This is a genomic window from Sphingomonas sp. SORGH_AS_0950 (assembly GCF_030818415.1).
Lineage (GTDB): Bacteria > Pseudomonadota > Alphaproteobacteria > Sphingomonadales > Sphingomonadaceae > Sphingomonas.
The window spans coordinates 1,561,072-1,586,699 of the sequence record NZ_JAUTAE010000001.1 but is presented as its reverse complement, the minus strand read 5'-3'; the positions used below and the strand labels follow the sequence as shown (position 1 = coordinate 1,586,699).

Annotated in this window: 24 protein-coding genes and 1 pseudogene; 15 read left to right on the top strand and 10 right to left on the bottom strand. The window is 68.0% G+C overall.

Features of this window, described 5'->3' with window-relative positions; translation table 11 throughout:
• Window positions 1–70: 70 nt before the first annotated feature.
• From QE385_RS06790 to QE385_RS06735, 12 genes and pseudogenes are all read left to right on the top strand, one after another.
• The gene (locus tag QE385_RS06790) at window positions 71–2,404 is read left to right on the top strand and encodes a TonB-dependent receptor (protein ID WP_307100294.1); all 2,334 of its coding nucleotides are present in this window, start codon (window positions 71–73) and stop codon (window positions 2,402–2,404) included.
• A 30-nt stretch (window positions 2,405–2,434) separates the two neighbouring features.
• A complete protein-coding gene (locus QE385_RS06785) occupies window positions 2,435–2,599 on the top strand; it encodes a hypothetical protein (protein ID WP_307100292.1) in 165 nt (54 codons plus the stop codon).
• Window positions 2,596–3,954: an AtzE family amidohydrolase gene (locus QE385_RS06780; protein WP_307100290.1), complete on the top strand. Its 1,359-nt coding sequence runs from the start codon at window positions 2,596–2,598 to the stop codon at window positions 3,952–3,954. Before QE385_RS06785 ends, QE385_RS06780 begins: the two co-directional genes overlap by 4 nt.
• Complete coding sequence (locus QE385_RS06775; protein ID WP_307104609.1) at window positions 3,954–5,534, top strand: gamma-glutamyltransferase family protein; 1,581 nt, start codon at window positions 3,954–3,956, stop codon at window positions 5,532–5,534. The genes QE385_RS06780 and QE385_RS06775 overlap by 1 nt, the downstream gene beginning before the upstream one ends.
• Window positions 5,528–6,784, top strand: coding sequence for an allantoate amidohydrolase (locus QE385_RS06770; protein ID WP_307100288.1), 1,257 nt, complete (start codon window positions 5,528–5,530; stop codon window positions 6,782–6,784). The genes QE385_RS06775 and QE385_RS06770 overlap by 7 nt, the downstream gene beginning before the upstream one ends.
• 37 nt (window positions 6,785–6,821) lie before the next feature.
• Window positions 6,822–8,004: pseudogene (locus QE385_RS06765) on the top strand (alanine--glyoxylate aminotransferase family protein).
• Window positions 8,001–8,903, top strand: coding sequence for an allantoinase PuuE (gene puuE / locus QE385_RS06760; protein ID WP_307100286.1), 903 nt, complete (start codon window positions 8,001–8,003; stop codon window positions 8,901–8,903). Before QE385_RS06765 ends, puuE begins: the two are co-directional and overlap by 4 nt.
• Before the next feature lie 8 nt (window positions 8,904–8,911).
• The gene (hpxZ, locus tag QE385_RS06755) at window positions 8,912–9,292 is read left to right on the top strand and encodes an oxalurate catabolism protein HpxZ (RefSeq protein ID WP_307104607.1); all 381 of its coding nucleotides are present in this window, start codon (window positions 8,912–8,914) and stop codon (window positions 9,290–9,292) included.
• Entirely contained in the window at window positions 9,289–9,780 is a 492-nt protein-coding gene (gene uraD, locus QE385_RS06750) for a 2-oxo-4-hydroxy-4-carboxy-5-ureidoimidazoline decarboxylase (protein ID WP_307100285.1), read from the top strand. Before hpxZ ends, uraD begins: the two co-directional genes overlap by 4 nt.
• Entirely contained in the window at window positions 9,777–11,198 is a 1,422-nt protein-coding gene (locus QE385_RS06745) for an NAD(P)/FAD-dependent oxidoreductase (RefSeq protein WP_307100283.1), read from the top strand. Before uraD ends, QE385_RS06745 begins: the two co-directional genes overlap by 4 nt.
• Window positions 11,195–11,536, top strand: a complete 342-nt coding sequence (uraH, locus tag QE385_RS06740) for a hydroxyisourate hydrolase (RefSeq protein ID WP_307100282.1) — start codon at window positions 11,195–11,197, stop codon at window positions 11,534–11,536. Before QE385_RS06745 ends, uraH begins: the two co-directional genes overlap by 4 nt.
• 28 nt (window positions 11,537–11,564) lie before the next feature.
• A complete protein-coding gene (locus QE385_RS06735; protein ID WP_307100280.1) occupies window positions 11,565–12,563 on the top strand; it encodes a bile acid:sodium symporter family protein in 999 nt (332 codons plus the stop codon).
• A 5-nt stretch (window positions 12,564–12,568) separates the two neighbouring features.
• Here the strand turns inward: QE385_RS06735 and QE385_RS06730 are convergent, their stop codons facing one another.
• Together QE385_RS06730 and dcd are read right to left on the bottom strand one after the other, a co-directional pair.
• Window positions 12,569–13,474: a LysR family transcriptional regulator gene (locus tag QE385_RS06730; RefSeq protein ID WP_307100278.1), complete on the bottom strand. Its 906-nt coding sequence runs from the start codon at window positions 13,472–13,474 to the stop codon at window positions 12,569–12,571.
• Window positions 13,475–13,551: 77 nt separating this feature from the next.
• On the bottom strand, window positions 13,552–14,106 hold the full coding sequence (gene dcd, locus QE385_RS06725; protein ID WP_007405039.1) for a dCTP deaminase: 555 nt from the start codon (window positions 14,104–14,106) through the stop codon (window positions 13,552–13,554).
• 113 nt (window positions 14,107–14,219) lie between these two features.
• On the opposite strand from dcd, the gene QE385_RS06720 reads away from it, so the two are divergent.
• Entirely contained in the window at window positions 14,220–14,999 is a 780-nt protein-coding gene (locus tag QE385_RS06720; protein ID WP_307100277.1) for a MerR family transcriptional regulator, read from the top strand.
• Between the two features lie 130 nt (window positions 15,000–15,129).
• Here QE385_RS06720 and QE385_RS06715 read toward each other — a convergent pair whose 3' ends face one another.
• From QE385_RS06715 to QE385_RS06705, 3 genes are read right to left on the bottom strand one after another with little or no spacing between them, the layout of a single operon-like run.
• On the bottom strand, window positions 15,130–15,588 hold the full coding sequence (locus QE385_RS06715; protein ID WP_307100274.1) for a cytidine deaminase: 459 nt from the start codon (window positions 15,586–15,588) through the stop codon (window positions 15,130–15,132).
• Window positions 15,585–16,259: a GH25 family lysozyme gene (locus QE385_RS06710; RefSeq protein ID WP_307100272.1), complete on the bottom strand. Its 675-nt coding sequence runs from the start codon at window positions 16,257–16,259 to the stop codon at window positions 15,585–15,587. The genes QE385_RS06715 and QE385_RS06710 overlap by 4 nt, the downstream gene beginning before the upstream one ends.
• Window positions 16,259–16,741: a UPF0262 family protein gene (locus QE385_RS06705; RefSeq protein ID WP_307100270.1), complete on the bottom strand. Its 483-nt coding sequence runs from the start codon at window positions 16,739–16,741 to the stop codon at window positions 16,259–16,261. Before QE385_RS06705 ends, QE385_RS06710 begins: the two co-directional genes overlap by 1 nt.
• Window positions 16,742–16,838: 97 nt before the next feature.
• Between QE385_RS06705 and QE385_RS06700 the strand changes: the two genes are divergently transcribed.
• Window positions 16,839–18,332 (top strand): replicative DNA helicase, encoded by a 1,494-nt coding sequence (locus QE385_RS06700; protein ID WP_307100268.1) that lies wholly within the window; start codon window positions 16,839–16,841, stop codon window positions 18,330–18,332.
• A 158-nt stretch (window positions 18,333–18,490) separates the two neighbouring features.
• On the opposite strand, the gene QE385_RS06695 is transcribed toward QE385_RS06700, so the two are convergent.
• The 5 genes from QE385_RS06695 to cobA are packed head-to-tail and all read right to left on the bottom strand — an operon-like array spanning window position 18,491 to window position 22,402.
• Entirely contained in the window at window positions 18,491–19,237 is a 747-nt protein-coding gene (locus QE385_RS06695; protein WP_307100266.1) for a phosphoadenylyl-sulfate reductase, read from the bottom strand.
• Window positions 19,230–19,688, bottom strand: a complete 459-nt coding sequence (locus QE385_RS06690) for a DUF934 domain-containing protein (protein ID WP_307100264.1) — start codon at window positions 19,686–19,688, stop codon at window positions 19,230–19,232. The genes QE385_RS06695 and QE385_RS06690 overlap by 8 nt, the downstream gene beginning before the upstream one ends.
• Window positions 19,681–21,306, bottom strand: a complete 1,626-nt coding sequence (locus QE385_RS06685; RefSeq protein WP_307100262.1) for a nitrite/sulfite reductase — start codon at window positions 21,304–21,306, stop codon at window positions 19,681–19,683. The genes QE385_RS06690 and QE385_RS06685 overlap by 8 nt, the downstream gene beginning before the upstream one ends.
• An 11-nt stretch (window positions 21,307–21,317) precedes the next feature.
• Window positions 21,318–21,614, bottom strand: a complete 297-nt coding sequence (locus tag QE385_RS06680; protein ID WP_307100260.1) for a DUF2849 domain-containing protein — start codon at window positions 21,612–21,614, stop codon at window positions 21,318–21,320.
• Complete coding sequence (gene cobA, locus QE385_RS06675; protein WP_307104605.1) at window positions 21,611–22,402, bottom strand: uroporphyrinogen-III C-methyltransferase; 792 nt, start codon at window positions 22,400–22,402, stop codon at window positions 21,611–21,613. Before cobA ends, QE385_RS06680 begins: the two co-directional genes overlap by 4 nt.
• A gap of 224 nt (window positions 22,403–22,626) precedes the next feature.
• On the opposite strand from cobA, the gene QE385_RS06670 reads away from it, so the two are divergent.
• On the top strand, window positions 22,627–25,608 hold the full coding sequence (locus tag QE385_RS06670; protein ID WP_307104603.1) for a TonB-dependent receptor domain-containing protein: 2,982 nt from the start codon (window positions 22,627–22,629) through the stop codon (window positions 25,606–25,608).
• Window positions 25,609–25,628 lie beyond the last annotated feature (20 nt).

Here is a 25,628-nt window from a genome sequence, read left to right as displayed (position 1 = left end):
CCGCGCGACATCATCCGGCGGACGGTTGAGGAACGGCGCCCGGCCCATGCGAAATCAGGTGCGGGGGCAAATGATGAACTGGACGAAATGGTCGCTGCTGCTGTCCTGCGCGACGTTGCTGGCCGATCCATGCGCGGCGCAGGTCGCCACGCCGGCGACACCGGCGGATGCGGCGCAGGAAGAATATCTGCCCGACATCGTCGTCACCGCCGAAAAGCGCGAGGCGGGGTTGCAGCAGGTGCCGCAGGCGATCACCGCGCTGACCGGCGATGCGCTGGTCGCGAACAACATCAACACCTTCCAGGATCTGAGCGCGCTGGCCCCCGGCCTGACCGTCGGCAATGCCGAGGGGGAGCGCACCACGCTGTCCATTCGCGGCGTCGGGCAGGAGGCGAACCAGAATGACGTCGCCGCGCCGTCCGTCTCCTATCACCAGGACGGCGTCTATATCGTGTCGCCCTTCGCGCTGGGCGGCAACTTCCTGGATGTGGGGCGGGTCGAGGTGTTGCGCGGGCCGCAGGGGACGCTGTTCGGCCAGAACTCGACCGGTGGCGCGATCAATCTGGTCACGGTCGCGCCCGCGCTCGACCGGACCGAGGGCTATGTCGATGCGGCCTATGGATCGTTCGACTATCGCAACCTGCGCTCGGCGGTGAACCTGCCCATCGGATCGACGATGGCGGTGCGCGCGGCGGGAAGCTGGCTGAAGCAGGACGGCACCACGACGAACATCCGGCTGGGGCAGAAGCTGGACCAGCGCAACGACGCGGCCTGGCGGTTCCAGCTGCTGTGGAAACCCGCCGACAATTTCCATATCGACCTGACCGCGCAGCAATTCCGCAGCGACACCAACGGGCCCGCGCGCTTCGGCCTGCTCGATCCGACCCCGCGCCGCGACGCGGACGGCGACCGGCAACTGGCGCAGGACTCGCCGTCGCACCTGTTCCTGCGCTCGCAACTGTACAGCCTTGTCGCCACCTGGGACCTGCCGGGCTTCACCGTCAAATATCTGGGCAGCCACCAGCGCGAGGATGTCCGCAAATATCGCGACAACGACTTTTCCGACGTGGCGCTGGTGGGGCCGCTGGCCGTCGAGCGCAGCTTCTACGAGCGGCAGGATCAGGCGCATCGCTCCTATACCTCCGAGCTCAACCTCGTGTCGCGCACGCCCCTGTTCGGCAGCGTCGACTGGGTGCTCGGCGCCTTCTGGTTCCAGCAGAAGATCGAGGCGCATTCGTTCGAGCGGGTCGATCGCAACCGCAACGGGGTGCTCGATCCGTTCAACGCGCTCGCCAATAACGGCCTGCCGCCCGCCGGGGACATCGGTTTCCAGAGCGATTTCTTCCCCGAGCGCCGCTCCTTCTCCTTTTACGGGCAGGCGACCTGGCATGCGACCGACCGGCTGCGGATGACGGGCGGGCTGCGCTATACGGATGACCGGGCGACCAACCGCAACTATAATTTCTTCACCCTGTCGACCGGCCGACCGACCGCGCTGATCACGTCGCAGGGGACGGCGGTGACGGGGCGCGCGGCGGTGGAGTTCGACCTGGGCCGCAATCGCATGGCCTATGCCTCCTATACGCGCGGGTTCAAGCCGGGCGGCAACAACCTGACCTATGGCATTGCCGACGTGGCCGAGGATCTGGTGTTCCGCACCTTCCGCCCGGAACGCATCGACGCCTATGAGCTGGGGTTGAAGGCGGACTTCCTCGACGGGCGGCTGCGCACCAATCTGGCCGGGTTCGGCTATGACTATGTCGACCTGCAATACATGACCAGCGACCCGCGCAATCGGTCGAGCGGCGTCGCCAATATCCCGCGCAGCCGCATCCTGGGTGCGGAGGCGGAAGTGACCTTCGCGCCCAGCCGCGACCTGCGGTTCAACACCGGCCTGACCCTGCTCGACAGCAAGGTCAGCGGTCACACCCGCGCGCTGGACAGCGTGAATGCGACCGCGGCGGAGCGCAATCTGGTCGTCAACCAGCGGCTCAGCATCTTCGCGCCTGCCGTGACGCTGGCCCGTGCGGCGGTCATCGGCGATCTGTACGGCAACCAACTCGCCAAGACGCCCGCGTTCAGCGCCACGGCGGGCGTGAACTGGGACCATCAGTTCGGCAACGGGCTGCGCGGCTATGCCTCGGGGTTGTTCATCCGGCGCGGGGCGATGCAGGCGCGCGTGTTCAACAACCCCGCGATCGACCGCATCCCCGGTTACAACCAAGTCAACCTGACCGGCGGCGTCCGGTTCGGCGACGGCTGGGACATCAGCCTGAGCGCGCAGAACCTGTTCGACACCGACGGCATCAGCACGCGCTTCACCGACGTGTTCGGCGTCAACGCCACTTTCGACCAGTTGATCCCGCCGCGCACCGTCATCGGCCGCGTGCGGTACAGCTTCTGACCGCGCGCCGAGCGATGGGGAGACGATAGCATGACGCAGCCGACGGAAGCCGAACGCAACGCCGCTATCCTTCAGGCCGAACGCCTGGGGCTGGCCCTTCCGGCAGCGGCGCTGGACGGCGTCGTCGCCAACCAGCAATTGCTGGCGCGGCATCATGCCGTCGTGCGCGAAGCTCTGGCGGAGGACGCGGAATGAGCGCATTGCCCGAAACCGCCTGCGCCATCGCCGCCCAGGTTCGCGAGGGGCGGCTATCGGCCCGGCAGGTCGCGACCGACACGCTCGACCGCATCGCGCGGCACGATGGCCTGAACGCGGCCACGCGGTTGTTGCGGGAGCGGGCGCTGGCCGATGCGGCGCGGGTCGACGCGGCGGTCGCTACTGGGCGCGATCCCGGCCCGCTCGCGGGCGTGCCCTTCGCGGTCAAGGACCTGTTCGACGTCGCCGGGGAGACGACGACCGCCGGTGCCCGGCAACGCGCACAGGCCCCGGCGGCGGTCCGTGATGCCGAGGTCGTCGCGCGGCTCTGCGCGGCGGGGGCGATGCTGGTCGCGACGGCCAATATGGACGAGTTCGCCTATGGCTTCTCGACCGAGAACGCCCATTACGGCACCACTCGCAACCCGCACGATCCCGATCGGCTGGCGGGCGGTTCGTCGGGCGGGTCGGCGGCGCTGGTCGGTGCGGGGCTGGTCCCGCTGGCGCTGGGATCGGATACCAACGGATCGATCCGCGTGCCCGCCAGCCTGTGCGGGATATTCGGGTTGCGGCCGAGCTTCGGCGCTCTGTCGGTCGAGGGTGTCTATCCCTTTGTCGAGCGGCTCGACACGGTCGGGTGCTTCGCCCGGTCGCCCGAGGATATGGCGCTGGCCCATGCGGTGATGCTCGGCGAAGCGTTGCCGCCGTTCGCGGGCGGGCGTCCTCGCGTCGCGGCGCTGGGCGGATGGTTCGCCGGGCGGGCCGATGCCGCCGTCCTTGCCGGGATCGATCGGATCGCCGCGCATCTGGAGGCGGGGCCGCCGGTCGTGCTGCGCTATGCCGCCGCCGCGCGATCCGCCGGTTTCCTGCTGACCGGGGCCGAGGGTGGCCATCGCCATCTGCCCGCGCTGCGCCGCGACGCGATGGCGTTCGATCCGGCGACGCGCGACCGGCTGATCGCGGGGGCGCTTCAGCCGGTGGCCGCTGTCCGCGATGCCGAGGCGGTCGCGGCGTGCTTCATGGCCGAGGTCGCCGACGCGCTGTCCAAGCATGACCTGCTGCTGGCCCCCGCAACGCCGATGCCCGCGCCCCGGATCGATGCGACGACGATCGTCATCGACGGCCAGACCCTGTCCGCGCGCGCCGATTTGGGCCTGCACACCCAGCCGCTGAGCCTGGCGGGGGTGCCGATCCTGTCGGTGCCGCTGGCCCAGGCCGAAGGGGTACTGCCGATCGGCGTGCAGTTGATCGCCGCGCCGGGGCGTGAGGCGCTTTTGTTCGACACGGCGGCGGCGCTGGTCGCGGCGGGGTTGGTGGCCTGTCCGCCCGTTCCTCTTCTGGCGGAGGCGGCATGATGCGCGCGACCCCCCGTTCCCTGCGCGGCATGGTCAGCGCCCCGCACCATCTGGCGGCCCAGGCCGGGCGCGACGTGCTGGCCGAGGGCGGCAGCGCGGTCGAGGCGGCGGTGGCGACCGCCGCCTGCCTCGCCGTTGTCTATCCGCACATGACCGGGATCGGCGGCGACGGCTTCTGGCTGGTCGCCGAGCCGGACGGCCGGACCTGGGCGATCGACGCCTGCGGCGCGGCGGCGCTGGCGGCGGACCGCGCGCTGTACCACGACCATGCGACCATTCCGTGGCGCGGACCCTTGGCGGCGAACACGGTGGCGGGGACCGTCGCGGGGTGGCAGGCGGCCTTGGCGCGGAGCGGCGCGACCTTGCCGCTCGACCGATTGCTGCGCGATGCCATCCATCACGCGCGGAGCGGCGTCGTTGTTACGGCGGGCGGAGCGCAGGTCGCCGCCGCCGCGTCGCCCGCGCTCCGCGATCTACCCGGCGCCTATGCGTCTGTCTTCGAGCCCGAAGGCCGTCCGCTGGTCGAGGGGGATCTGCTCCGCCAGCCCGCGCTGGCGGTGACGCTGGAGCGATTGGCGGGGGAGGGGCTGGACGGCTTTTATCGCGGCGCGCTGGCACAGCTAATCGCCGACGACCTCACCCAACTCGGTAGTCCGCTCGCGGCAGCCGACCTCGCCGCCTTCGACGCGCGCAATGTCACGCCGCTGGAGGTGGCGATCACCGGGGCGCGCCTGTTCAACCTGCCGCCGCCGACGCAAGGGGTGGCGTCGCTGCTGATCCTGGCGCTGTTCGACCGGCTGCGCGCGGCTGAGGCCGATGGGTTCGATCATGTCCACCGGCTGGTCGAGGCGACCAAGCAGGCGTTCCGCTGGCGCGACGCGCATGTCGGCGATCCGGCGACGATGACGCAGGATGCGCAGGCGCTGTTGCGCGATGCCGCCGCGCTGGACCGCATGGCGGGCGCGATCGACACCACCCGCGCCGCGCCATGGCCGCATCCCCCGGCGCTGGGCGATACCACCTGGTTTGGCGCGGCCGACGCGCGCGGGCAGGTCGTCAGCTGTATCCAGAGCACCTATTTCGAGTTCGGATCGGGCATTGTCCTGCCCCGGACCGGCATCGTGTGGCAGAATCGGGGCTGCTCCTTCGCACTCGACGGTGACGGCCCCAACCGGCTGCGACCCGGTGCGCGGCCCTTCCACACGCTGAACCCGGCGCTGGCGCGGTTCGACGATGGCCGGGTCATGGCTTATGGCACGATGGGCGGCGAGGGACAGCCGCAGACCCAGGCGGCGATCTTCACTCGCCATGCGCTGTTCGGCCAGCCTTTGCAGGCGGCGGTGGACGCCCCGCGCTGGCTGCTCGGGCGGACCTGGGGCGACCAGAGCACCACGCTGAAGATCGAGGCGGGGTTCGACCCGGCCTTGTACGACCGGCTGGCGGCGGCGGGCCATGTGGTCGAACGCGTGCCCGCCTGGTCGTCGATGATGGGGCATGCCGGGACGATCCTGCGCCATCCCGGCGGGATGATCGAGGGCGCGGCCGATCCGCGCAGCGACGGCATGGTGGCGACATGGTGACGACGACCGCATCCGGCGCGCGCGCGGTGGCGCGCTGTCTCGAGCTGTCGCGGGCGCCCTATAGCGACCGGGCGGACCGGCTGTTTCGCGGCTGGCTGACGCCCGCCTATCGCGCGACGATCGAACGCGTCGGGGCATGGATGGAGGCGGCGGGCATGTCGGTGCGCCGTGACGCCGCCGTCAACCTGATCGGCCGCTATGAGGGCACGCGCCCGGACGCGCCCGCGCTGGTGATCGGCAGCCATCTCGACAGTGTGCGCGATGCGGGGGCCTATGACGGGCCGCTGGGCGTGATGCTGGGCATCGAATGCGTCGCCGCGCTTCATGCCGAGGGGCGCAGGCTGCCCTTCGCGATCGAGGTGATCGGCTTTGGCGACGAAGAGGGATCGCGCTTTCCCGCCGCGATGCTGGGCAGCCGCGCGGTGGCGGGCACGCTGACGCCCGGCGCGGCCGACATGGCCGATGCGGCGGGGATCAGCGTCGATGCCGCGCTGCGTGAGTTCGGCAGCGAAGCGGCTGCGCTGGCGACCGCACGTCGCGCGCCGGGCTCGATGCTCGCCTATCTGGAAGCGCATATCGAACAGGGGCCGGTGCTGGAGGCGGAGGGGCTGGCGCTGGGCGTCGTGACCGGCATCGCCGCTCAACTCCGTCTTGAGGTGACGGTGAACGGCGTGGCGGGCCATGCCGGGACCGTCACCATGCCCCTGCGCCGTGACGCGTTGGCCGCCGCCGCGCGGATGGTGTCGGCGGTCGAGGACATCGCGGTCGCCGCCGCCTCCGATCTGGTCGCGACGGTCGGCCGGATCGAGGTCGCGCCGGGCGCGGCGAACGTGATCGCGGGCGAGGTGCGCTTCACCGTCGACATTCGCGCAGGCGCGACCGACCGCCGCGACCGCGCCGCCGCGGCGATCGGTGAGGCTATGAACACCATCGCGCACGATCGGGGCGTGAGCCTCACCGTCGCGACCGTCCACGACCTGCCGCCATGTCCGTGCGATCCGGGGCTGATGGATCTGCTCGACGCGGCGGTCGTCGCCACCGGGCAGGGCTCGCGGCGGCTGATGTCGGGCGCGGGGCATGACGCGATGGCGATGGGCGCGCTGGGGCCGGTCGCGATGCTGTTCCTGCGCTGTGCCGGGGGGATCAGCCACAACCCGGCCGAACATGTCGACCCGGCCGATGCCGATGCCGCCTTTGCCGCGATGCGCGGCTTTATCGACCGATTGGGAGGAGATTATCGTGACGCCTGACCTTTTCGGCGAGATCGATCCGCCGCAGCGGCTGCTGATGGGGCCGGGGCCGGTCAACGCCCATCCGCGCGTGCTGCGCGCAATGAGTGCGGACCTGCTCGGCCAGTTCGATCCGGAAATGACCGGCTATATGAACCAGGTGATGGCGCTGTACCGTCCGGTGTTCGGGACCGAGAACCACTGGACGTTCCTGATCGACGGCACCGCGCGCGCGGCGATCGAGGCGTCTTTGGTCTCGCTGCTCGCACCGGGGGACCGGCTGCTGGTCGTCGATTTCGGCCGCTTCGGGCTGTTGTTGCAGGAGATTGGCGAGCGGATCGGCGCGCAGGTCGAACGGCTGTCGGTCCCCTGGGGTGAAACCGTGCCGCTCGACGCCATCGCGGACGCGATCGAGCGGACCGCGCCGATGGTGGTCGCCTGCGTCCATGGCGACACCTCGACCACCATGGCGCAGCCGCTCGACGGGGTGGGGGCGCTGGCACAAGCGGCGGGCGCGTATCTCTATGTCGATGCGACCGCGACGATCGGCGGAATGGAGATCGCCACCGACCGCTGGGGCGCAGACATCGTCACCGGCGGCTTGCAGAAATGCCTGGGCGGTCCGTCGGGATCGGCCCCGATCACCGTCTCGCCCCGCGCCGCCGAGCGCATCCTGGGGCGTCGTCATGTCGAAAAGGGCATTCGCCGCGACGATCTGGTCGATGCGGGCGGGGTGCGGATCGGCACCAACTATTTCGACCTCGCCATGATCATGGATTACTGGTCCGAGAAGCGGCTGAACCACCATACCGAAGCCACGACCATGCTTTACGGCGCGCGCGAATGCGCCCGCGTCGCATTGGGCGAGGGGCTGGAGGCGCGGTTCGCGCGCCATGCGGCGGCGGGCCGGGCGGTGGTGGCCGCGGGCCCGCGCGCTGGGGCTGGAGGTGTTCGGTGACGATCGCTTCCGCATGACCAACGTCACCGGCATCGTCATCCCGCCCGGCGTCGACGGCGAGCGGGTGCGCGCCCGGATGCGCGAGGATTTCGAGATCGAGATCGGCACCGCCTTCGGCCCGCTCCAGGGCAAGGTCTGGCGGATCGGCGCGATGGGCTACAATGCCATGAAGCATAAGGTGCTGCTGACGCTCGCTGCGCTGGAGGCGGTGTTGCGGGCCGAGGGGATGGCATTGCCCTCCGGCGCGGGGGTCGATGCCGCGCTCGAAAGCTATGCCGCATGACCGCGCCGCGCGATCTGGTGGGCTATGGCGCGTCGCCGCCCGATCCCCGCTGGCCCGGCGGCGCGCGCGTCGCGGTGCAGTTCGTCGTCAATGTCGAGGAAGGCGCGGAGAACAGCGTCCTGAACGGCGATGCCGGGTCGGAGGCGTTCCTGTCGGAGATGGTCGGCGCGGCCAGCCATCCCGCGCGCGCCATGGCGATGGAAAGCCTGTACGAATATGGCGCGCGCGCCGGTTTCTGGCGGTTGCACCGTCTGTTCGCCGAGCGGCAGGTGCCGGTCACGGCCTTCGCTGTCGCCACCGCCATGGCCGCCAATCCGGCGACGGTCGACGCGATGCTGGCCGCCGACTGGGAGATCGCCAGCCACGGCTATCGCTGGATCGACTATCAATATGTCTCGCCCGAGGTGGAGCGCGCGCATATCGCCGAGGCGATCGCGCTGCACACCCGGCTGACCGGCACGCGCCCGCTGGGCTGGTATCAGGGGCGGACCTCGCCCGCGACCGCCGCGCTGGTCGCCGCCGAGGGCGGGTTCGTCTATGACGCCGACAGCTATGCCGACGACCTGCCCTATTGGGATCGTCGCCATGCCGAGGCGAATGGCGGGCGGGCGCAGTTGATCGTGCCCTATACGCTCGACGCCAACGACATGAAGTTCGTCGCCTATAACGGCTTTGCCGATGGCGAACCCTTCTTCCGCTATCTGCGCGACACGTTCGAGCAGTTGCGGGCCGAGGGCGGGCGGATGATGTCGGTGGGCTTGCACGGGCGTATCGTCGGACGGCCCGGCCGCGCGGCGGCGCTGGCCCGCTTCGTCGATCATGTGATCGCCAGCGGCGACGCGTGGATCGCGCGCCGCATCGATATCGCGCGACACTGGCAACAGGTGCACCCGGCATGACGCCCGAGATGATGATCGACGATCCGCAGGTGGTGGCCGAGGTGACGGCCGCCTTCACCGCTTATGAAGCCGCACTGATGGCCGATGACGTGCCCGCGATGGACCGGCTGTTCCACGATCATCCGACCACGATCCGCTATGGCGTGGGCGAGGTGCTGTACGGCGCGGAGGCCATTCGCGCCTTTCGCAAGGGGCGGGGCGGGTCGCCGCAGCGTCGGCTCGGAACGGTCGCCATCCATGCCTTTGGCCGCGACCATGCCACCGCCAACGCCGAATTCTTCCGCGAAGGCGATGCCCGGCGCGGGCGGCAGAGCCAGACCTGGGTGCGCTTTCCCGATGGGTGGAAGGTCGTCGCCGCGCATGTCTCGATCGAGGGGGCGGGATCATGACCGATAGCGATTTCAATGCTATGTCCAGCGAGGCCTTCGTCGCACGCTATGCGAGCGTGGTCGAGCATTCGCCCTGGGTGGTGGAGCGCGCGGCGGCGCGGCGGCCCTTTGCCGATCTGGCGGAGGGGATCGTGGCGGTGCTCGCCGACGCTACGCCCGAGGAGCGGCTGTCGGTGATCCGCGCCCATCCCGAACTGGCGGGGCGCGCGGCGATCGCGGGCACGCTGACCGAGGAGTCGCGCAGCGAGCAGGCCTCGGCCGGGCTGGACCGCATGACCCGGCAGGAGTTCGAGCGCTTCCATGCGCTCAACGCCGCCTATGGCGAGCGGTTCGGCTTTCCCTTCGTCATCTGTGTCCGGCGGACCGACCGGGCGGGCATATTGCGCGCCATGGCCGAGCGGCTGTCCAACGACCGCGAGGCCGAGGTCGAAACCGCGCTGACCGAGATCGGCCATATCGTCCGCCTGCGACTGGAGACCCTGGCATGACCCAACCCATCGGCCTGGCCGCCCTGGCCCAGCAGGTCGCGACCGATCTCGAACGCCTGGCGCATGGCGGCCCCGCCTGGACGGTGCCGCAGCCCATGGCGGAGGGCCATGTCCATGACGTCATCATCGTCGGCGGCGGGCAGAGCGGGCTGGGCGCGGCGTTCGGGTTGTTGCGCGAGCGTGTGTCGGACATCCTGGTCCTCGACGAAAACCCGGCGGGTTATGAAGGGCCGTGGGACACCTATGCGCGGATGATGACGCTGCGCACGCCCAAGCACCTGACCGCGATCGACCTGGGCATCCCCTCGCTGACCTTCCGTGCTTTCTGGGAAGCGCAGCATGGCGCAGAAGGATGGGAGGCGCTGGACAAGATTCCGCGCCGCGACTGGATGGCCTATCTGCGCTGGTATCGCGCCGTCCTGAACCTGCCGGTGCGCAACGAGGCGCGGGTCACGCTGATCGAGCCGCTGGGCGGGCGGTTCCGCGTCCACCTCGCCGACGGTGCGCCGCTGCTCGCGCGCAAGGTCGTGCTGGCGACCGGCATCCAGGGGGGCGGCAACTGGCACGTGCCCGAACTGGTGCGCGATCGGCTGCCCGCGACCCGCTATGCCCATACCTCGGCGGCGATCGATTATGCGGGGCTGGCCGGAAAGCGCATCGCGCTGCTGGGGGCGGGGGCCTCGGCGTTCGACAATGCCCATGCCGCGCTGTCCGCCGGGGTGGCCGAGGCGCATGTCTTCGTCCGCCGCCCGGAACTGCCGCGCGTCAATCCGATCCGGCATATGGAGCGCAGCGGGATCATCGGCCGCTTCCCCGCGCTCGACGATGCCGCCAAATACCGAATGATGGTCGCTTTTTTCGACCGCAGCCAGCCGCCGACCAACGACACGTTCGACCGCGCGTCGGCGCTGCCCGGCTTTCACCTGCATCTCGGCACGCCGTGGCTGGACGTGGCGGATACCGGCGACGCGGTCGCGGTCACCACCCCGCGCGGGACCGAGACGTTCGACTTCCTCGTCCTGTCGACCGGGCTGGTCACCGATCCGGCGCTGCGTCCCGAACTGGCGCTGGTCGCCGACGGCATCGCGCGCTGGTCCGACCGCTATCGCCCGGCGGAGGCGTCGCATCCGCTGATCGATGCGCATCCCTATCTGGGGCCGCAATTCCAGCTGTTGCCGCGCACGCCCGACGATGCGGCGGCGCTGCACGGGCTGTTCGCGTTCAACTATTCGGGGCTCATCAGCCTCGGCCTGTCGGCCTCCGCGCTGTCGGGACTGCGCCACGCCTTGCCCCGGCTGGTGGCGGGGGTGGCCGACCAGCTGTTCCTCGACGACCGCGATGCGATGATCGCCGCCTATCTCGACTATGACGAGCCCGAATTCATCGGGTCGTGGCCGCGCACGGGGGCGGTGGCATGAGCGCGACCCTGTCCACCCATGTCCTCGACACCGCGCATGGCCGGCCGGCGGCGGGCATCGCCGTCACGCTGCTCGACGGCGACGGGGTGCGGTTGTTCGATGGCGTGACCAATGCCGATGGGCGCTGTCCCGCGCTGGCTGCCGTGCCGGTTTCGCCGGGACGTCATGCATTATGCTTCGCGGTCGCCGACTATTTCCGCGCCGCCGGGGTGGAGCTGCCCGATCCGCCCTTTCTCGACCGGGTGACGATCGATTTCGGCATCGCGCCGGAGGGGGGGCATTATCACGTGCCGCTGCTCGTCTCGCCCTACAGCTATTCCACCTATCGGGGCAGTTGATCCCGTTCCTTCCCGCCGGAGTGCTTCGATGATCCGTCGCCTGCTCGCCACGATCGAGCCCTATGTCCTGATGCTGCTGGCGACCGTGCTGATCGCCACGCTGCTGCCGCCGCGCGGTGTCGGCGTGCGCGTCTTCGACCGCGCCGCCGATACCGCGATCGTCGCGCTGTTCTTCGTCCATGGCGCGAAATTGTCGCGCAGCGCCTTGCTGGCGGGGGCGCGGCACTGGCGGTTGCATGCGGCGATCCTGGCGACCAGCTTCGTGCTGTTCCCGCTGCTGGGGCTCGCCATCGCGGGCAGCGGCCTGCCGTCGCCCAGCCTCGCCACCGGCCTGTTGTTCCTGACCCTGTTGCCCTCGACCGTGCAATCCTCGATCGCCTTCACCGCGATCGCGCGCGGCAATGTCGCGGCGGCGGTGTGCAGCGCCTCGCTGTCCAACCTGCTGGGCATCGCCGTCACGCCCGCGCTGGCCGCCCTGCTGCTTCCCGGCACCGGGGGCGTCGAGCTGTCGTTCGACAGCGTGCGGGCGATCGTGCTGCAATTGCTGGTGCCGTTCGCGGCGGGGCATATGCTGCGCCCCTGGATCGGCTCGTGGATCGCAGCGCGCAAGCGGCTGGTGACGACGCTCGATCGCGGATCGATCCTGCTGGTCGTCTATACCGCTTTCGGTGCGGCGGTGAGCCAGGGGCTGTGGTCGCAGGTCGGCGCGCTGGAGCTGGCGGAACTCGTCGGATGGTGCGCGCTGCTGCTGACGGTGGTGCTGGTGCTGACCGGCGTGATGGGGCGGGCGATGAAGCTGGCACCCGAGGACGCGGTCGTGATGCGCTTCTGCGGGTCGAAGAAGAGCCTGGCGACGGGCGTGCCGATGGCGGGCGTGCTGTTCCCGCCCGCGCAGGTCGGGGTCGTCCTGCTGCCGGTCATGGTGTTCCACCAGTTGCAGCTGATCGCCTGCGCCTTCCTCGCGCGGCGGCTGGCCGACGCGGTGGAGGCGGAGCCCGCCATGCCGGGCGCGGTGGCGTCGGGATAGGTCGGCTATTCGCCCAGCCGGGCGAACTCCTCCTTCAGCATGTCGACAAAGGTGCTGAGATAGATGGGCAGCACCCGGCCGCGCTGAAGCAGCATAGACACGCTGGCCGGGCGGACGATCCCCTCGGCCAGCGGAACCCAGCAGAGTTCGCCCGCCGCCAGTTCGCGCTCCAGCCCGATGCGCGAGAGGAAGGCGATGCCGACCCCGGCGCGCACCAGATTCTTGAGCGTATCGATCCGCTCGACCGTGGCGACCCGCTTGAGCGGCACGTCGCTCATGTCGAACAGATCGTGCAGCACGCTCTGCTTCAGCCAGTCGTCATGCGGCGTCACCACCGCATGGGGAACGCAGTCGGACAGGGTCACCCGGTCGAGCAGGGAAAGGGGATGGCCCGGCGGAGTGATGACGCCGATCGGCGTCTGGACATGTGCCACCGTCGCGGTGCGCGCGGTGCCCGTCAGGTCGAAGGCGCAGATGACATCCGCTTCCTTGGACAGCAATTCCGCCTTCACCCGGTGATTGTCGCCCGCCAGCAGCGAGAATTCGATCAGCGGGAAGCGTTCCTTGTAGCGGACGATGGTGCGCGGCACGAGGTCGTCGGCCAGGCTCTCGGCGGCGGCGATCCGGATATGGCCGCGCTCCCCGCCGCGCAGCCGCAGCATCTCGTGGCGCAGCGCGACGCTCTCGCGCTTCCACCGCCGGATATAGGCCAGCAACGCCTCGCCCGCCGCGGTGGGCCGTATCCCGCGCGGCATGCGGACGAACAGCTGCACGTCCAGCTCCTCTTCGAGCTGTAGCAGCTGCCGGTTGACCGCCGAGGATGCGATGTTGAGCGATTCCGCCGCCTTGCGGATCGAGCCGTGGCGGATCGCCTGATCGAAATAGATCAACCCGGTCTTGATGAGGGCCATCATCGTCCTCGTGTCGCCATCCGGGCCGCAATCGACGGTCGAGGCCCGCGAGCTTTGGGAGCGTTACGGTTGCCCGGTCACAGCCGGGGCAGGGTGACGCCGCGCTGGCCCATATATTTGCCCGCGCGGTCGGCATAGCTGGTCTCGCAGGGCTCGTTGCCCTTCAGGAACAGGAACTGGCAGGCGCCTTCATTGGCATAGATTTTCGCAGGCAGCGGCGTGGTGTTGGAAAATTCCAGCGTCACATGCCCCTCCCAACCCGGCTCCAGCGGCGTGACGTTCACGATGATCCCGCAGCGCGCATAGGTCGACTTGCCCAGGCAGATGACCAGCACGTCGCGCGGCACCCGGAAATATTCGACCGTCCGCGCCAGCGCGAAGCTGTTGGGCGGAATGATGCACACATCGGTCTTGCGATCGACGAAGCTGTTCGACGCGAAGTCCTTGGGATCGACGACCGCGCTGTCGACATTGGTGAAGATCTTGAACTCGTCCGCCACCCGCGCGTCATAGCCATAGGAGGACAGGCCATAGCTGATACAGCCGTCGCGGCGCTGGTTCTCGACAAAGGGCTCGATCATCCCTTGGGTCTGCGCGGCTTCGCGAATCCAGCGGTCGGACAGGATCGACATCTTCATTCCCCTTAAGCGTTGCCGCTCATTGCCGGATCGCCCGGACAGGGCAAGCGCCGAAACGCAAAATGGGGCTTGCGGTTGACGTTGCGTCAAGCGGTAGGCTGCCTCGCATGACGAAGATGCTGGATATTGCCGAGATCGCGAAGGCCACGGGGCTCAGCAGCCGGGCGTTGCGCTTTTACGAGGCGCGGGGGCTGATCCGACCGCTGCGCAGCGAGGGCGGGCGGCGCATCTTCGGTGCATGGGAACTCGAGCGGCTGCACGCGATCGTCGCGCTGAAACGGGCCGGGTTCACGCTGGCGGCGATCGGGCGGATGCTCGACCGGCCCGATGCCCGGCTGGGACCGATGGTCGCGGCGCAGCTGGCGGTGGTCGAGGCGCAAGCCGCCGTGCTGGCCGATACGGCGACCCTGCTTCATTCCATCCAGTCCCGCATCGATGCCGGCGAGCGCATCGACGTCGCGACGCTCTGCTCGCTGATTCGAAAGGGAAACAGCATGACGACGACCCAATGGAAGGCCGTGGCCGACCAGCATTTCACCAAGGAGGAACAGGCCCATTGGGCCGAGCGGATGGCCACGCTCGCCCCCGATTTCGATCAGGACGCCTATCAGGCGCAATGGGCCGATCTGGGCCAGCGGATCGCCGCCGCATTGCCGCTCGGCCCCGGTTCGGAGGCGGCGCAGGCTTTTGTGCGCGAGTGGTTCGCGCTGCTGGCGCCGTTCCGCGCGGTGGCCTCGCCGGAGATGTGGGCGGGTGCGACGCGGCTGCATGAAAACCGGGCGGCGTGGGATGGGCAGGCCGATCCGGGCTTTTCGGCCGATGTGTGGCAGTTCATCCAGGCGGCCGCCGCCGCGATGCGGGTGCGGGGCGAAGAGCCAGGCAACTGAGGCGAAGTGTTCGCGCGGAGGCGAAGATAAGGGGGCATCCGCTCATGGCGATGAGGCAGGCAAGGCCGGAACCTCTTCTCTGCGCCTTTGCGCGAACACATCTTCGTGTCTTCGCGGCGTCGCGCGAAATTCAGCCGATCCCCAGATCCGCCGGACCAAAGGCATCCGGCAGCAATTCGGACAGCCGATAGCTGCGCACCGCATCGCCCTCCGCCGCGCCGCAATGGACGGGCAGGTCGCGGCCACCCATCTGGGCGGCCTCGTTGATGACCTGTCGACACCGGCCGCAGGGGCCGACCGGGGCGGTGCCGGTGGGCACGCCGTTCGCGTCCATCGCGCCGCCGATCACGCCGACCGCGACGATCTCGCGCAGCCGCCCGGCGGCCGAGGCGGTGGCGATCGCGACCGTCTCGGCGCAGAGCGACAGGCCATAGCTGGCGTTTTCGAAGTTCGCGCCGGTGATGACCGACCCGTCCTCCATCAACAAGGCGGCGCCCACCGCGAACCGGCTATAGGGCGCATGGGCGTGGCGCGCGGCGGCGCGGGCGGCGGCGATCAGGCGCGCGGCGGTCGGATCGATCTGGCTCATGGTGTGACGACGTCCCAGTTGACGGGGCCTTCCACCCCCTCGACCCGGCGGAAATCGCTCGCGCGCCACATCCGCCAGGGGCGGGCGGCATAATCGGGTTTGAACATATTGCCGACCGCCCAGATCGGGCGGTCGAACGCGGTCGTGATGCTGTATTCGGATTCGAACGGCTTGGCGACGCGCAGCATCACGGGCTTGCGCGTATGCGTCTCGACCATCGTCACGAACCGGGTCAGGTCGGCGACCAGCGTCGCGCGATCGGGCCGCGCGGTGCAATCGTCGTGAAAGGACAGGTCGATCGCGGCGGGCAGCGCATCCCCGGCGCGCGGCACGAAGATGTTGAAGGCATCCGCCTGCGCCGCGGCGGGCTGGCACAGCGAATAGATATGGACCGCGCCGCGCCGCAGCCCCGCCTCGGGCAGCGCGGCCCAGTTCGCCTCGAACGCGGGGTCGCGGCGGTCCGCGCCGGAGGTGGCGACGATATAGGCGAAGTCGGCGCCGCCCGCGCGCAGCGTCCGCCACTCCACCGGCGGCGGATTCTCGGTCAGGTCGATGCCCTGCAACGCATAATGGTCGGCCGAGGGGCGCCAATGCGTCGCCCAATGCCAGCCGCCCATGCCCGCCGCACCGAGCGCGAGCAGCCCGGCACCGATTTTCCAGAGAATCGCCATCAGTTGCGGATATGCAGGACGCACAGCAGTGTGAAGAGGCGGCGTGCGGTATCGAAGTCCACCTCGATCTTGCCGGTCAGCCGGTCCTTCAGCATTTCGGCGGCATCGTTATGGATGCCGCGCCGGGCCATATCGATCGTCTCGATCTGTTGCGGCGTGGCGGCCCGGATCGCCTGGTAATAGCTGTCGCAGATCGCGAAATAGTCCTTGATCGGCCGCCGGAACCGGCCGAGCGCCAGCACCAGCGTCTCGATATGCGTGCCGTCCTCGCGGTACATATGGATGCCCAGGCGACCTTCCTCGGACTCCAGCTTGATCCGATAGGGCCCGGCATAGCCGTCCGCCTGCGGCCGTTGCGGCGCGAAATAATTTTCCTCGATCAGGTCGAAGATCGCGATCCGCCGCTCCTGCTCGACATCGGCCGATCGCCAGCCGAGGCTGCGTTCGTCGAGATCGATGGATATGATCCGCGGATCGGCCATCCGGCAGGGATAGTCGCGAAGCGCGTGCGCCGCAAATCCCCCGCTGATCGACGCAATGCGTTTTCATCCGGCGCCACTCCGCGCTAACGCCGAAGAAATGGCCACCCTCGCATTTCCGAACACCGCTGCCGCCGCCGAGCCGCAGCAGCTCCCCCGCAATATCGAGGCGGAGGCCGCGCTGCTGGGCGCGATGATGATTGACAACCGGCTGGCCGACGATCTGGTCGACCGGCTGGACCCGGACCATTTCTTCGAGCCGGTCCATGGCCGCGTCTTCGCCGCGATCAAGAATCTGCGCGCCACCGACATGCTGGCGACCCCCGTCACGCTGCGCCCGATGTTCGAGGCGGACGAGGGGATGAAGGCGCTGGGCGGCCCGGCCTATCTGGCGCAGCTGACCGGATCAGGCGCTGGGCTGATCGGTGCGCGGCAGTTCGCGACGCAGATCTATGACCTGGCCATGCTGCGCGCGCTGGTGACGGTGGGGCGGACGCTGGTCGACCGGGCGATGGATACCTCGGAGGAGGTGAACCCTCGCGCGCAGATCGAACTGGCCGAGAACGAGCTGTTCAAGGTCGCGGCGGACGGCGGCTCGGAAAATGCGGTGAAGAGCTTCGCCCAGGCCACCACCATGGCGGTCAAGAATGCCGAGCGCGCGCTGAATTCCGGTGGCCATGTCTCGGGCATCACCACCGGTCTCGACTCGGTCAATGCCAAGATCGGCGGTATGCACCGCTCCGACTTGATGATCCTGGCGGGCCGTCCGGGCATGGGCAAGACCTCGCTCGCCACCAACATCGCGTTCAACGCCGCGCGGCGCTGGATGCGCGACATGCAGGACGGCATCCCGCCGTCCGAGTCGGTCGGCGCCAAGGTTGCGTTCTTCAGCCTGGAAATGTCCGCCGACCAGCTGGCGACGCGTATCCTGGCCGAACAGTCGGGGATCAGCTCCGAGGCGCTGCGCATGGGCAAGATCAGCCGCAACGAGTTCGCGCAGCTGGCCGCCGCCGCCGCCGAGCTGGAGCAGCTGCCGCTGTTCATCGACGATACCGGCGGCCTGTCCATCTCCGCGCTGCACACCCGCGTCCGGCGGTTGCAGCGGCGACATAATAACGAGATCGGGCTGGTCGTGGTCGACTATCTCCAGCTGCTGACCGGCTCGGGCAAGTCGTCGGAGGGCAACCGCGTGCAGGAAATCTCGGAGATTTCGCGCGGGCTCAAGACGCTGGCCAAGGACATGAACGTGCCGGTGCTGGCCCTGTCGCAGCTGTCCCGCGCGGTCGAGCAGCGCGAGGACAAGCGGCCGATGCTGTCCGACCTTCGCGAATCGGGCTCGATCGAGCAGGACGCCGACATGGTCTGGTTCGTGTTCCGCGAAGACTATTACATGATGCAGCGCGAGCCCAAGCGCCCGATGGAAGGCGATGACGGCAAGGTCTTCGAGGACCACGCGAAATGGGCGACCGAGGTGGAGCGGGTCTACGGCCTTGCCGAACTGATCGTCGCGAAACAGCGTCACGGTGCGACCGGCAAGGTCGTGATGAAGTTCGACCCGACGATCACGCGGTTCACCGACTTCGCGGGGTATTGATTCCAACCTCCGTTCAGCCTGAGCGAAGTCGAAGGCCACGCAAAGCCCTGGCCGCATGGTCCGGGGCGTGCACTTCGACTTCGCTCAGTGCGAACGGAGGTGGGAATGCTTTCGCGTAACACCGGAGGAGGCAAGAGTGGCCAAGGGATCGAAGTCCCTCAGACCGACCGAACGGCCTCCACCGGCCGGTGTATCCCGCATTCCACCTTGTCGAACCCGCGCCATCTCCCCGCACGCGGGTCTTCGCCGGGCTTGACCTTGCTGGTGCAGGGCGCGCAGCCGATCGACAGATAGCCCTGTGCCTCCAGTGGATGGCGCGGCAGGTCGTGTTCGGCGAAATAGCCGTCCAGCGCCGCCTTGTCCCAATCCGCCAGCGGGTTGAGCTTCAACCGGCCATCCTCGACCTCGAATCGGGGCAGGGCGCGGCGGGTGCCCGCCTGGAAGCCCTTGCGACCCGAAATCCAGGCCTCGAACGGGGCGAGACCACGCGCCAGCGGCTCGACCTTGCGCAGGTCGCAGCAGCCATCGGGGTCATAGCCATGGCGGATTCCCTCGGGGTCCTTCGCGGCCAGCAGCGCGGGGTCAGGCTGGATGACGCGCACGTCGAGCAGGCCCAGCCGCGCGACCAGCGTGTCGCGATAGGCCAGCGTCTCGGGAAACATCTTCAGCGTGTCGGTGAAGACCACCGGCGTCGCGGGATCGGCCTGCGCCACCATGTGCAGCAGCACGGCGGACTCGGTGCCGAAGGACGACACCGCCGCGATCTGCCCGCGCAGCTCGCCGGTCAGCAGGGTACGCAGCATCTCGGGCGCAGCCACGCCCGCGAAGCGCGCTTCATAAGCCGCAGCGTCCTCCGCCGTGTAAGCCGGCCGAACGTCGATCCGGTCGAGCGACCGCTCAGCCATGGCGCCGCTTCCACACCGGCACGCGGGTATCGGCGGCCTTCTGATAGGGTTGCGGATAGAGGTTCAGCAGCTTGATCAGCGTCGCCGCATCGACCGGCTTTTCGGGCGCGAAGCTGTCGAAGCCGCAGCGGCGCATGTGCGGGATCTGGTCGACCAGCACGTCGCCCGCCGCGCGGAGTTCGCCCTCGAACCCCGCCTCGCGCAGGATCCGCGCCGCCGAATAGCCGCGCCCGTCGCGGAAGGTCGGGAAGCTGATCTCGACCAAAGCGATCTGCCCCAGATGCGGGAGGAGCGCGCGCGCATCGTCGCCCGCCTCCAGCCGGACGGCGGTGGCGTTGGTCTGGCCCAGAAACGCGTCCAGCGTCACCGCCGGTTCGTCATGCACCACATCGTCGCGAAAGCGCAGCAGCGTCTCGCCCGCATCGGTGTTCACGGTGATCGGATCAACCATAAATGGCTTCCTTGAACGGCTGCATGCCGACGCGGCGATAGGTGTCGAGGAAGCGTTCACCGCCCTCGCGAAGCTGAACATAACGGTCGGTCACGCGCTCGATCGCGTCGACCACGCCGTCCTCGTCGAAACCGGGGCCGGTGATCTTGCCGAGCGACACGTCCTCGGCGCCCGATCCGCCGAGCAGTAGCTGGTAGTTTTCGGTGCCCTTCTTGTCGACGCCCAGGATGCCGATATGCCCGGCATGATGGTGGCCGCAGGCGTTGATGCAGCCCGAGATCTTGAGCTTCAACTCGCCCAGTTCGCGCTGCCGCCCGGCGAAACGCTCGCCGATCTTCTGCGCCAGCGGGATCGAGCGGGCATTGGCCAGGCTGCAATAATCCAGGCCGGGGCAGGCGATGATGTCCGAGATCAGGTCGAGATTGGCCTCGGCCAGCCCGGCGTCGCGAAGCGCGGTCCAGATGGCGTGGAGGTCGGCCTTGCGGACATGCGGCAGGACGATGTTCTGGGCATGGGTGACGCGCAGTTCGTCATGGCCGTAACGCTCGGCCAGGTCGGCCATCAGGTCGATCTGGTCGGCGGAGGCGTCGCCGGGAATCCCGCCGATCGGCTTCAGGCTGATCGTGACGATGGCATGGCCGGGCTGCTTGTGGCGTGCGACATTCTGGTCGAGCCAGACCGCGAAGTCGGGATCGGACCGGTCCACGCTGTCGGGCGCGTCGCTGGCAAAGTCCGGTCCGGCGAACATCGCGGTGATCCGCGCCAGCTCGGCCACGGGCGGGTCGATGCCCAGCTCGCGGATCGCGGCGAATTCCGCCTCCACCTGGTCGCGATAGGCGTCGACGCCGATCTCGTGCAGCAGGATCTTGATCCGCGCCTTGTAGATATTGTCGCGACGGCCATAGCGGTTATAGACCCGCAGGCACGCCTCCAGATAGCTCATCAGATGGTCGGCGGTGATGAAGTCCTTCACCTCATGCGCGATCATCGGGGTGCGGCCCATGCCGCCGCCGACGAAGATCTTCGCGCCCAGCACGCCGTCGCGCTCCAGGAGCTGGATGCCGATATCGTGCAGCCGCATCGCCGCGCGATCCTCGTCCGCCGCGATCACCGCGATCTTGAACTTGCGCGGGAGATAGGTGAATTCGGGGTGGAAGGTCGACCATTGCCGCAACAATTCGGCCCAGGGGCGCGGATCGGTGACTTCATCGGCGGCCGCGCCCGCGAACTGGTCGGACGAGATGTTGCGGATGCAGTTGCCTGAGGTCTGGATGGCATGCATCTGCACGGTCGCCAGCTCGGCCAGGATGTCGGGCGCGTCGGCCAGCTTGATCCAGTTATACTGGATGTTCTGGCGGGTGGTGAAATGGCCGTAGCCGCGATCATATTTGCGCGCGATATGGCCCAGCATCCGCATCTGGCGGCTGTCCAGCGTGCCGTACGGCACCGCGACGCGCAACATATAGGCGTGAAGCTGAAGGTAGAGCCCGTTCATCAGCCGCAGCGGCTTGAACTGATCCTCGGTCAGCGCGCCCGACAGGCGGCGTTCCACCTGGTCGCGAAACTCCTCGACACGGGCATCGACGATGCTCTGGTCATATTCGTCGTAACGATACATGCGCTATTCTCTCAAATGATCCAGGCGCCGGCATCGGCATCGGCGGGCTTCAGCGTCAGGTCGGGGCGTACCGTGGGGCCGAGCGCGCGGATACGGTCCTTGATATGCGCGGGGCGGGGGCCTTGTTCGGTCGCCTCGGCGTCGATCAGATAGGGCACGTTGACCCGGCGCGCGCCTTCCTCGGCGCGTAAGGTCGCCTCGCCGGATGCGCCGACATCGACCGCATCCTCGATATGGCGCGACCAGTCGCGCCCCGTCCACCAGACGACATCGCCGGTCGCCAGATCATTGCCCGTCAACAGCTTCATGCGTTCATCCCTTCCGCCACGCGGGCCCAACGCGCCAGCTTGTCCTCGGCATCCGACAATTCCACCACCTCGCCCACGACGATGATCGCCGGGCTCTGCACCTTTTCGCGTTCGACCATCGGGCCGAGATCGGCGAGCAGGGTGCGGATGGCGCGGTGGCCCTCCAGCGTGCCGCGCTCCAGCACCGCGACCGGCATGTCGGGGGCGACGCCGTCCGCCATCAGCTTGTCGGCGATGCCGTTGGCGGTCGCGACGCCCATATAGATGACGAGCGTGCGGCCCTGGCCCGCCAGCCCCGACCAGTCCTGATCGGTCAGCCCCTTGCACTGGCCCGCGACGAAGGACACCGCCGAGGCATGGTCGCGGTGCGTCAGCGGCAGCATCGCCTCCGCCGCGCAGCCGAGCGCGGCCGAGACGCCGGGGATCACCTCGACGCGCAGGCCGGCGGCGCGCACCGCCTCCACCTCTTCGCCGCCGCGCCCGAAGATGAAGGGGTCGCCGCCCTTCAGCCGGACGACGATCGCGCCGGTCTTCACATGCGCGACGATCAGCGCGTTGATCGCGTCCTGCGACAGGGTATGCCGCGCGCGCCGCTTGGCCACCGAAATGCGCTGTGCCGTGCCGGGCGCGATGTCGAGCACGCGCGGATCGATCAGCCCGTCATGCACGACGACATCGGCCTGTTTCAGCGCCTCGACCGCACGAACCGTCAGCAGGCCCGGATCGCCGGGGCCTGCACCGACAAGGATCACGCGTCCACGCGCGGCGGGATCGAGGAGACTAGCCATGATGCCCATGTGCGCCTGCTCCGCGCCTGCCACAACCGAGCGATGCTTGGGGCAGGGGTAGATCAGCTTGGGAGCCGCCCAGGGAGGGACTGGGATGATAGTATATTATATTTGTGATTCGCATTTGGATGTGCTTTGATGAACGAAAGTAGAAGAAGCTGATGGGGGGCGTAGCAATGAAGACATCATATTGCTCCAGAATGGGGATTGGCGCATCCTTGATTGTGCTGGCGTGGACGGGGGTTGCGTCGGCACAAACGACTCCGGCGGGTGACGACGACAAGGCGAAGACCGAGGCCTCCGTCGTCACGGGTGTGTCGGCATCGACCGACAGGATCGACGCCAAACAGGAAAAGGTTGATCCCGGCGACGTGATCGTCACGGGCACGCGCATCGTGCGGCCCAACATGGAAAGCAATGCGCCGATCACCACGATCGACGCCACCTATCTGAAGGAGCGGGGCCTCGCCCGCGTCGAGGACGCGCTGGCGCAACTGCCGCAGGTCACGCCGATGCTGGGGCTTCAGGGCCAGAGCTGGGACTCCGGCGCGGCGCCGGTCGGGCTGCGCAGTCTGGGGGCGGGCCGTACCCTGACGCTGCTCAACGGGCAGCGGATGGACAATGACGTCAATATTGTCCCCGGCGCGCTGATCGAGCGGATCGACATCATGACCGGCGGCGCATCGGCGGTCTATGGTTCGGACGCGATCGCGGGTGTCGTCAACTTCATCGTGAAGCGCAAGTTCAACGGCATCGCCTTCGATGGCGAGGTCAGCGGCTTCAACCACAACAACAACAATCCGCTGCTGGCCAAGGTGGCCCAGGAAGCGGGCTACACCTATCCGCGCGGCAGCTATCTGGGCGGCGGCAATTACTATGCGTCGCTGGCGGCCGGGCATTCGTTCCTGGACGACAAGGTCAATCTCAGCGCCTTCGCGACCTACAAGCGCGCCGACCCGATCCAGTACCGCAATCTGGACACGACCAACTGTCCGCTGCTGATGTTCGACCCGAACAAGGTGGAGGCAGGCAACACCAAGTGGACGTGCAACGGCACGACCTACAATCCGTACAGCTATTTCGGGATCAACAACCAGGACCTCACCAACGCACGCGATGGTTCGCGCAGCTTCCGCGCCTATGACGTGCAGGACGAGCAGCGCATCCAGCGTGTCGACGCGGTCCAGCGTCGCAACGAGCAGGTCAATGTCGGCGGCTTCCTGACCGCCGACCTGCCGGCGGGCATGCGGCTGAACGGCAGCTTCCTGTACAGCAGCATCGTCGAGCGTGGCGCCCTTTCGATCGATGGCGGCATCTGGACGCCCAGCGCCCGCGTCAACTGCGACAATCCCTTCCTGGGGCAGCAGCAGGCCCAGGTGATCTGCGGCGCGGCGGCGGGCACGACGGCGCTCAGCGATCCGATTGCGGTGTCGCTGTTCCGGCCGGGCATGATCCAGAACTTCCGCAACACTACGGCCGATTGGCGCGGATCGTTGAACCTGTCGGGCACGATCGTCGACAAGATCCGCTTCGAGCTCAGCTATCAGCAGACCCGCAACATCATGCGGGGCTATGCGGACCATCTGCCGGCAGCGGACCAGGAAGCCCGTATGGGGCGCGGTCTTCAGGTCCGTAACGTCAACGGCGTTCCGACCTGTCTGTCCAAGATCGACGGAAGCGATCCGACCTGCCAGCCGGTCGATGCCTTCTCGGTCAACTCGCCGGTCAGCGACGCGGTCTATAATTATCTGACCACCGATGGCAGCCGCCGCCAGCAGAACGATCTGCAGGTCATCAACGCCATCGTGTCGGGCACGCTGGAGGATTACGGGATCAAAAGTCCGTTTGCCGAAAGCGGCGTCGGCTTTGCGATCACCGGCGAATATCGCAAATATCGCAACCAGTCGAAGGGGATGGGCGCCTGGTCGACCTTCACGACGTTTGACGGCCGGACCAGCGTGAAGGAACTGGGCGGCGAAATCGATATCCCGCTGATCGAGAACAAGCCGTTCTTCAAGGAACTCAGCGTCAATGGCGGCTATCGGATTTCCGATTACGACGTCTATCAGTCGCTGGTGCATAGCTGGAAGGCGGAAGCGAGCTGGGCCCCCGTGGACGGCATCCGCTTCCGGGGCAGCTATAACCGCGCGGTGCGGGTCGGCGTGCTCCCGCGGCTGGAAGGCGAGAATCGCTATCCCAACACGCTGATGCTCGACCTGTGTGCCCCGCCCCGTGCGTCCAGCGGCGCCAACACTGTCCAGCGTTACACCTTCGATCAATGCTCGATCGGCATGACGCGAGCACAATATGACGCGCTGACCAGCTATACGGGATGCAATTCACAGGGCTATTGCCCGACCACCCTGGTCAATGGCGGCAATTCCGGGCTGCAACCCGAACGTTCGCGCAGCAAGACGCTGGGCGTGGTGCTGCAACCGCGCGGCATCCCCGGTCTGTCCGCCACCGTCGACTGGTATGACATCGATATCCGTGGCGCCTTCGAATGGACGCGGATCGGTATGGCTTTCGACCAGTGTTACAACAACAAGGTCGAGTTCTTCTGCCAGTTCTACAAACGTGACCCGCAGTCCGGACAGCTGCTCGTCGCCGATGCGCGGTACAACAATTCCGGCTATACCAAGACGCGGGGTATCGACTTCGGGGCCAACTATGCGCTCGATCCGAAACGTCTGGGGATTGCTGACGATATCGGCACCTTCGGCCTGAACTTCAACGGAACGCTGACCACCAAATATGAGCGCCAGTTCGCACCGGGCAACACACCCTGGTCGTGCCTGGGCTATTTCGGCTTCGCCTGCGGCGATCCGATGCCGCGCTGGCGCCATGTCGCCGGAGTGAATTGGCAGTTGCCATGGATCAAGGGCGGCGTCGGCTTCACCTGGCGCTATACCGGCCCGACCGGCAATTCCAAGCTGTCGAGCAATTCCATCCTGAAGGCGGCGGCGGGTGAAACCTATCCGCTGGTCCAGCGGATTCCGGCCTATAGCTATTTCGACTTCAACACCAATGTCACGCTGGTGAAGGGGATCGACGTACGCTTCAACGTCCAGAACATCTTCGACAAGGATCCGCCGCTGATCGGCGATGCCGCGACGGCTTGGAGCGGATCGTACTTCAACACCTTCCCGGCCTATTACACGGTACGGGGACGGACCCTGCGGGTCGGCATTTCCGCCCGCTTCTGATCGGGGATGGCCCGGAACCC